This window comes from Streptomyces hilarionis (genome assembly GCF_024539675.1).
In the GTDB taxonomy this organism is placed as follows: domain Bacteria; phylum Actinomycetota; class Actinomycetes; order Streptomycetales; family Streptomycetaceae; genus Streptomyces; species Streptomyces hilarionis.
The window spans coordinates 1-6,909 of sequence record NZ_JAHHIT010000264.1 but is presented as its reverse complement, the minus strand read 5'-3'; the positions used below and the strand labels follow the sequence as shown (position 1 = coordinate 6,909).

At 74.2% G+C, this 6,909-nt stretch carries 10 protein-coding genes and 1 pseudogene; 4 read left to right on the top strand and 7 right to left on the bottom strand.

Annotated elements, in window-relative coordinates; translation table 11 throughout:
• The 4 genes from KMS84_RS37155 to KMS84_RS37140 all read left to right on the top strand — a co-directional run.
• A partial coding sequence (locus KMS84_RS37155) for a GNAT family N-acetyltransferase (protein WP_256920966.1) occupies window positions 1-612 on the top strand: 612 nt, incomplete at its 5' end.
• Window positions 609-1,691 carry an HAD-IIIC family phosphatase gene (locus KMS84_RS37150; RefSeq protein ID WP_256920965.1) on the top strand — a complete coding sequence of 361 codons (1,083 nt, stop codon included), beginning with the start codon at window positions 609-611 and terminating at the stop codon, window positions 1,689-1,691. The genes KMS84_RS37155 and KMS84_RS37150, both read left to right, overlap by 4 nt.
• On the top strand, window positions 1,688-1,966 hold the full coding sequence (locus tag KMS84_RS37145; protein ID WP_256920964.1) for an acyl carrier protein: 279 nt from the start codon (window positions 1,688-1,690) through the stop codon (window positions 1,964-1,966). The genes KMS84_RS37150 and KMS84_RS37145 overlap by 4 nt, the downstream gene beginning before the upstream one ends.
• A gap of 141 nt (window positions 1,967-2,107) precedes the next feature.
• Window positions 2,108-2,404, top strand: a complete 297-nt coding sequence (locus tag KMS84_RS37140) for a chaplin (RefSeq protein ID WP_256920963.1) — start codon at window positions 2,108-2,110, stop codon at window positions 2,402-2,404.
• Between the two features lie 91 nt (window positions 2,405-2,495).
• On the opposite strand, the gene KMS84_RS37135 is transcribed toward KMS84_RS37140, so the two are convergent.
• From KMS84_RS37135 to KMS84_RS37105, 7 genes and pseudogenes are all read right to left on the bottom strand, one after another.
• Window positions 2,496-3,362 carry a tyrosinase family protein gene (locus KMS84_RS37135; RefSeq protein WP_256920962.1) on the bottom strand — a complete coding sequence of 289 codons (867 nt, stop codon included), beginning with the start codon at window positions 3,360-3,362 and terminating at the stop codon, window positions 2,496-2,498.
• Entirely contained in the window at window positions 3,346-3,855 is a 510-nt protein-coding gene (locus KMS84_RS37130; protein WP_256920961.1) for a tyrosinase family oxidase copper chaperone, read from the bottom strand. The genes KMS84_RS37135 and KMS84_RS37130 overlap by 17 nt, the downstream gene beginning before the upstream one ends.
• A 178-nt stretch (window positions 3,856-4,033) precedes the next feature.
• The gene (locus KMS84_RS37125; RefSeq protein ID WP_256920960.1) at window positions 4,034-4,555 is read right to left on the bottom strand and encodes a hypothetical protein; all 522 of its coding nucleotides are present in this window, start codon (window positions 4,553-4,555) and stop codon (window positions 4,034-4,036) included.
• 194 nt (window positions 4,556-4,749) lie between these two features.
• On the bottom strand, window positions 4,750-5,346 hold the full coding sequence (locus tag KMS84_RS37120; protein ID WP_256920959.1) for a vitamin K epoxide reductase family protein: 597 nt from the start codon (window positions 5,344-5,346) through the stop codon (window positions 4,750-4,752).
• Window positions 5,346-5,846 (bottom strand): DUF5949 family protein, encoded by a 501-nt coding sequence (locus KMS84_RS37115; RefSeq protein WP_256920958.1) that lies wholly within the window; start codon window positions 5,844-5,846, stop codon window positions 5,346-5,348. Before KMS84_RS37115 ends, KMS84_RS37120 begins: the two co-directional genes overlap by 1 nt.
• Before the next feature lie 224 nt (window positions 5,847-6,070).
• On the bottom strand, window positions 6,071-6,358 hold the full coding sequence (locus KMS84_RS37110) for a hypothetical protein (RefSeq protein WP_256920957.1): 288 nt from the start codon (window positions 6,356-6,358) through the stop codon (window positions 6,071-6,073).
• A 200-nt stretch (window positions 6,359-6,558) separates the two neighbouring features.
• Window positions 6,559-6,909: pseudogene (locus KMS84_RS37105) on the bottom strand (hypothetical protein); the annotation flags it as partial.

Sequence of the window (6,909 nt, the reverse complement as noted above, 5' to 3'; positions counted from 1 at the left end):
GCCCCGGCCCCGGCCACCGCATCTCCCGCCGCACCGGCCCTCGCCGACTCCCCCGCGCCCCCGCCCGCGCCGCGCACCTACGGCTGGCGGCCGCCGGCCGAGGCCGAGCGCGCCGCGCTCGCCGAGCGGGCCCGGCCGTACGTCACCCGGCAGGCCGACGAGCGCGATCTGCCGGCCATCGGGCGGTTCGAGGCCGAGATCGCCCGCGTCTCGTTCGGCGAGGACGCCATCGACGACCCCGCCCGCTGGGAGTCGCGCCTGGGCCGCGCCATGGAGAAGTCCAAGGAGGGCATGATCGTCGCCCACCGCCCCGGCGACGAACCGGTGGGCTGGTGCTGGGTGAGCATCAACCAGAACGCGATGACCGGCGACCGCTACGCCAACTTCCGCTCCCTGGCGGTCTCCCCGGTGGACAACCGCGGCGACGTCGCCGAACTCCTGCTCACCGCGGGCCTTCAGTTCTGTCTGGACCACGGCATCACCGAGGTCGTGGGCCGGGTGCACGTGGGCAACGTCCCGATGCGCACGGTCTACCGCAAGTTCGGCTTCGACCCGACCAGCCTGTCGATGAAGCTGTTCCTGCCGAAGGAGAAGGAGGACGGCGCCCGATGAGCGGCACGGACGGCTTCGACCCGGACCGCATCAAGTGCGTCGTCTGGGACCTCGACGGCACCCTGTGGGACGAGGTCGCCGTCGAGTCGGCCACCGACGCGCTGCCCACCCCCCGCGCCGCCATGCTCGACGCCATCGACGCGCTGGCCGCCCTCGGCGTGCTCAGCAGCATCGCCAGCCGCAGCGCCCCCTCGGTCCTCGACCGGCTGGAGACCGTGCCGGCGCTGCGGGAGCGGTTCCTGGCGCCGCAGGTGTCCTGGCAGGACAAGAGCGAGTCGCTGCGCAGGATCGCCGAGGAGCTGGGCATCGCGGTGGACGCCCTGCTCCTGGTCGACGACTCCCCCTACGAGCGCGCCGAGGTCGAGGCCCTCCTGCCGCAGGTGCGCACCCTCGGCCCCGAGGACGTGCCCGCGCTGCTCGCCGCCTTCGAGGGCCGGGAGGTCACCCCCGAGTCGCGGGAGCGGGTGCGCCGCTACCGGACCGAGGAGACCCGCCGGGCCGAGGGCGAACGCTTCCAGGGCTCGCGCGAGGAGTTCCTGCGCTGGTGCGACATGCGCCTGACCGTCGGCGCGGCGACGCCCGCCGAGGTGCCCCGCGCGCTGGAACTCGCCGCCCGCACCCACCGGCTGAACTCCTCCGGCCTCACCCCGGACCGGCTGCGCGAGCTGGCCGCGGCACCGGGACACGAGCTGTACACGGCCCGTATGACGGACCGTTTCGGCGAGTACGGCGTCATCGGCGCCGCCCTCGTCGACCGCACCGCGCCCGCCCGGTGGTCGGTCCCGCTGCTCGCCCTGTCCTGCCGGGTCGCCGGGCGGGGGGCCGCGGCGGCCTTCCTGTTCCGGCTGATGGGACGGGCGCGTGAGCAGGGGGCGTCGGAGTTCCGGGTGACGCTGCGCCCGACGGACGCCAACCTGGAGATGCGCATCCTGCTCCGCCAGGCGGGTCTGCGCCGCGCGGACGACCCGGGGGCCGGCGCGACGGCGGACTCCGCGGTCCTGGGCCGGGACCTGCACGACGAACTTCCCGAGCCGCCCGCGTGGCTGCGGGTGACCGAACGAGAGGACGCCGAGGCGTGAGCGAGACCCTGGACCGGGGCGCGGTGGAACGCGAGCTGCGGTCGATGATCGCCGAGGCGGCCCGGCTGGACGAGGCGTTCGTGGCCGGACTCCCCGCCGACACCGATCTGTTCGGGCCGCGGATCGGCCTCACCTCGCTGGCCGGGGTGACCCTGCTGGGCGCCGTCGACCGGCGCTTCGGGGTGGACGTGGCCGCGCTGGACCTCAGCCTGGACAGCCTTCAGTCCATCGCCACCCTGAGCGGCTTCGTCGCGGACCACCTCCAGCCCTCCTAGCCACCCGTCTGTACGTCCACCCTGTTCAAAAAGGGTGATCCCTACGGTCGTGCCGTGTCCCGGTGGGGACGGCGGCGTTGAACGGGGAGTGCGACGGCGTCCCCTGCTGCCGCACGAACCGAATCAGCTAAGGAGAACGTGATGTCTCGCATCGCGAAGGTGGCCGCCGTTGCCCTCGGCACCGGCGCCGTGGTGGTCAGCGGGGCCGGCCTGGCCATGGCGGACGCGGGTGCCAACGGTGCTGCCATCGGCTCGCCGGGTGTCCTGTCGGGCAACGTCGTCCAGGTTCCGATCCACATCCCGGTCAACGTCTGCGGCAACACCGTCAGCGTCATCGGTCTGCTGAACCCCGCGTTCGGCAACACCTGCGCCAACGTCAGCGACCACGGCAAGGGCGGCGGCGACAAGCACGGCGGCCACAACGGCTACGGCGACTGAGCAGCCCTTCCCAGGAGAGCCCCGGCACCTCGAGCGCCGGGGCTCTCCCCTGTTCCGGGCCCGTCCGACCGCCCGTCCGTCCGCCCGTCCCTCAGGCGTACCGGTAGATCCGGGACGCGTCCTCCAGCTGGTCCGGGGTCACGTTCCAGGGGGGCAGCTTCTCGTGGCGGGCCACGACCCGGCGGTACTGGCGGCTGGCAGGGCCGGGCGGTTCGGCCGGCAGGTAGCGGTGCTCGCTGTGGCGGCTCTGCCAGCGGGTCCACAGCAGGTCGACGAAGGCGTGGTGGAGCCAGAACACGGGGTCGTTGACGGAGGCGCCGCCGAGCATGACCCCGCCGACCCATCGGTGCACCCGGTTGTGGTTGCGCCAGGCGGCGCTGCCCGAGCCGGAGCCCCAGCCCTCCAGCCGGTTGCGGAAGCCCCGGGCGGCCGTCGAGTCCCAGGGCGACACGTCGTAGGCGGGGTCGGCCAGCGCCGTCTCCACGTCGCTCCTGCCCGGCAGGTCGATGGGGTCGGCGGCGCGGCCGAGGTCGCGGGTGAGGAACGTCCCGTCGGTGACGTTCTCCTTGATGGTCCAGTTGCCGGCGGCGTACGCGAACGGTCCGGTCGTCACCTGGTGGTCGGAGCGGCGTCCGTTGCCCCCGAGCAGGTCCTTCGTCCAGGGCGCGGCGGTGGTGGCGCGGTCGCGCGTCCAGTCCCAGTACGGCACCGTCACCGACGGGTCGACCCGGCGCAGGGCCGTCTCCAGGTCGAGCAGGAACCTGCGGTGCCAGGGCAGGAAGGAGGGCGCCATGTGGGCGCTGCGCAGACCGCCTTCGCCGTCGGAGACGTAGTGGTCGATGTGCATCCGCACGAACGCGTCGTACTCGCCCCTCTTCTTGAGCGCCAGCAGTGCGTTCACGAAGCGCCGTCGCTCGGCGGCGGTGAGCGTGCTGACGTCCTTACGGATGTAGGCCATGGTGTCCCCCCATGTGCGTGTGGTGGTGTGCCGGACCGTCCTCGCGCAGCCGCTCCCCCGGGCCGAGCCCGTCGACGGCGGCGCGGACCGCCTCCAGCGGGGTGGCGTACGAGCGGTAGTGGTCGACCATGCTCAGCCAGGTGCCGTCGGCGCGGCGCATCAGGTGCAGCGGGCGGCCGTCGACCGTGACCTCCCAGTGCGCGCCGCCCGCGGCGGCGGGTCCCGCCGAGGTGAGGACCCCGTGGATGCGCCGGCCGCGGTAGGTCTCGTCGAAGGAGTCCGCGGGTCCTCCGTCCGCCGGGCGCAGGGGCCGGGAGGCGGCGACGACCGGGGCGATCGCGAGGGCGGCGGAGGCGCCCAGCAGCCCGCGCAGCAGGTCCCGTCGCCGTGCGCGGCGCGCCGGCCCTGATCTGGCCGTGACCGCTGGGAGTGCCGGGGCTGCCGAGACTGCCGGGACTGCGCTCACGGGTACTCCGTCGACGCTGACGACCATGGGTGTGCTCCTCGTCCGGGACGGTGGTCCGGTGCGGTTGTCTGTGGAGCTAACCGCCGAGAGGGCCGCCTGGTCACCGCCTGCGCCCGAACGGCCCGCCCCGGCGGGCGGATCCGGGACGGCGACGGGCCCGGACGACGGCGTCCGGGCCCGTATCGCGCGGCGGTCGGCCGCGGTCCTACAGTCCGCGGTCCAGACCGAGGTTCGCACCGGGCACGGCCTGGAGCACGGGGGTGAGCACACCCGCCTCGGGCAGCTTCAGGTCCGGCAGACCGAAGTGGTCGGGGTTGGGCGCGGTGAGGGGCGCGTCCAGGGTCAGCCCGGGTCCGAGCGTGCGCAGGTCGGAGGCGGGGGCGTCGAGGCCGACGTGGTTGAAGCGGTCGCCCAGGACCTCCGGCAGGGGCGCCCGCACGCCCAGGCCCGGCAGCCCGGCGGCGACGGGCAGCTGAGGAACGACGTGCTCCGGGATGAGGCGGCCCTCGACGAAGCGCGGGCCCTCGGGCGCGCCCGGCGTCGGCAGGGGGATCTCGCCGCCGATGGTGGGCAGTTCCACGTTGAGGGACTTCTCGACGCCGTCCAGCGGTACGGGCACGGGAACGGTGCCGACGGCGGACGCCGGGCTCGCGCAGGCGGCGGCGCCGGCCGCGGCCGCCACGCACGTGAGCACGGCGGCGAGGGTTCCTCGGGTGGTCGACTTCATCTCGGGTACGGGCCCTTTCGGTGGAGTTCGGGGGGCGTTGCGTCCGTACCGGGTAACGAGCCGGAAATCGGCATCAGTTCACAATTCCCCCGAGTGCCGTAATAGTGCTACCGCCACAGCGGCGCGACCCGCGCCCCGGCCCCCGCTCCCGCTCCGGACTGGACTGTGCCCGTGCCCGTGCGGCGGCGGGTGCGTCAGCTCGTCCAGAAGTCCCACCAGCGGGTCAGCACCAGCATGCCGACGATCCCGATGTGCAACAGCGGGGGCGCCCAGGTGAATTCGTCGAGGAAGTCGCGCAGCCCCGCCGGGGCCGGCAGGAAGCCGTGGCGTACGTCGAAGGCGACGACGTACCAGAACGCGAGGATCGTGGCGACCCACGCCAGACAGCACCACAGGCACAGCGCGTTGATCCGGTACAGCGACTCGAACTGCAACCAGGACACGAAGCCGACGCCGAACAGGCAGCCGGCGGTGAACGTCAGCCAGTACCAGCGGGGGAAGGCGGCCCGGGCCAGCAGGCCCGCCCCGACGCACAGGACCATCCCGTAGGCCACCAGGCCCAGCATCGGGTTGGGGAACCCGAACACCGAGGCCTGGTCGCTGCGCATGACGCTGCCGCAGGAGACGACGGGGTTCAGGCTGCACCCGGGCGTGAAGCCGGGGTCCTCGAGCAGCTTGAACTCGTCGAGGGTGATGACCCAGGAGGCCAGCAGCCCGGCCGCGCCGGCGAGGACCAGCAGCAGGGCGTACGCGCGGCCGCCGCCCACGGCGGCCGGCTGCGGTCCTCGCATCAGCCGCGCAGTCGGCGGGCGGGCAGGACGATGTGCGCCGCCGCGGTCAGGGTCTCGTCGGCGCCCGCGAACGCGGCCAGCGCCTCGGGCGTGACGGCCCGGCCGGGCGTGGCCTCCGGCCAGGCGCGGGTGGTGAGGACGAGGTAGGCGTAGCCGCGTTCGGCGACGGCCGTGAGCCACTCCGCCGGCGGCAGGCACTGGGCGTTGAGGCCGGGCATGTTCAGGACGGCCGCACCCGACTCGACGAGCAGGGTGAACGGCAGGCTGGGCCGCTCGGTGCCGTCGACGACGTCGCCGCCGACGGGCATGCCGTTGTCGGAGAGCAGTCGTGCGACGGCGGCGGCCGTCCCCTCGGGCCCGTCCGCGGTGTCGCCGAGGGAGTAGGCCAGGAGGTAGGGCATGTCACGGCCGTCGGAGGCCTCGCCGCTCCACGGCATCACGACGAGGGTGCCCAGGTCGGCCACGCGGAAGGGGCGGGTTGCGCTTGGGGTTGAGGTCACCGCGCGACCCTATCGGCGCATTCATGGGCGGCCGGACGTGTTCTCACCCGACCGGGGGACGTCGGCGGGCCGCTCCACACGAACGAGGGACGCACCGCTCGACCCGCCTCGAACAGCGTCCGTGCGCCGGTGGTTCACGGGCGGTCGGGCCGGGCGGCGTGGCCGGGCCGGGACGACGGGGGGCCGGACCGTCGGTGACGGTCCGGCCCTGGCGGCGGGGCGTCTCAGCCCTGAAGCGGCAGTCCGCCGAGGAGCGGGTTGTGGGTGTTGAGCGCGCCCGCCGCGCCCTTGACGGTGCTGAGCACGGAGTCCTTGTTCTCGGTGTCGAGGGCGTCCGACTGGTGCTGGAGCGGCATCGCGTCCTCCAGGTTGACCGGCCCCCTCGCCAAGGTGTCCACGGCGCCGTTGAGGCTGGTGGGCGTGAGGTCGGCGGGGGTGGCGAACGCGGGCGCGGCAAGGCCGGCGAGGGCCACGGATCCGGCGACGACAGCGGCAGCCTTCAGGGACTTCATCGCATTCCTTTCTTCGGCGACTCGGCAGCTCAAGTCACCGGGGCACGTTCTGACGTCGTGCCTAACGAGACCTGTCGGGTGCGGAAACCGGGTACGCAGAAACTTTCCGCACCCCGGCGGGGGAGAGGCCGGGGTGCGGAAACGCCGGGTGCGGAGACACCGGGGGCGGAGACACCGGGCACGCACCTGCCCGGCGACGGTCAGCCGGTGGGCGGGGGCGGCAGCGCGGGCGTCGCCGGGGCCTGGGCCGCCTCGGCCGGCAGGCTGGGCAGACTCGGCAGGCTGGGCGCGCTCGGCAGGCTCAGGCCCAGTCCGTCCAGCGTCGAGGAGAGCAGGTCGAGCAGGCCGTCCAGGACGCCGGTGACCGCCGAGGCGACCTGGCCGACGTCCAGGGAGGTGGCGGCCTGGAGCAGGTCGTCCAGGGACTTCTGCACGGCGGCGAGCGCGTCGGACACCGGGTCCGCGGCGGCCTTGGCGCCGCTGTCTCCGGGTCTCTCGGCGAGCGCGGGCGGCACGGCCGCGGGGGCGGCGGGAGCGGCGGGGAGCGCGGG

What these genes read in the sequence shown, in the direction of transcription:
- KMS84_RS37150 (WP_256920965.1), top strand. Translation starts at nt 609, where the DNA reads ATGAGCGGCACGGACGGCTTCGACCCGGACCGCATCAAGTGCGTCGTC.
- KMS84_RS37140 (WP_256920963.1), top strand. Translation starts at nt 2,108, where the DNA reads ATGTCTCGCATCGCGAAGGTGGCCGCCGTTGCCCTCGGCACCGGCGCC.
- KMS84_RS37135 (WP_256920962.1), bottom strand. Translation starts at nt 3,362, where the DNA reads ATGGCCTACATCCGTAAGGACGTCAGCACGCTCACCGCCGCCGAGCGA.
- KMS84_RS37130 (WP_256920961.1), bottom strand. Translation starts at nt 3,855, where the DNA reads ATGGTCGTCAGCGTCGACGGAGTACCCGTGAGCGCAGTCCCGGCAGTC.
- KMS84_RS37125 (WP_256920960.1), bottom strand. Translation starts at nt 4,555, where the DNA reads ATGAAGTCGACCACCCGAGGAACCCTCGCCGCCGTGCTCACGTGCGTG.
- KMS84_RS37120 (WP_256920959.1), bottom strand. Translation starts at nt 5,346, where the DNA reads ATGCGAGGACCGCAGCCGGCCGCCGTGGGCGGCGGCCGCGCGTACGCC.
- KMS84_RS37110 (WP_256920957.1), bottom strand. Translation starts at nt 6,358, where the DNA reads ATGAAGTCCCTGAAGGCTGCCGCTGTCGTCGCCGGATCCGTGGCCCTC.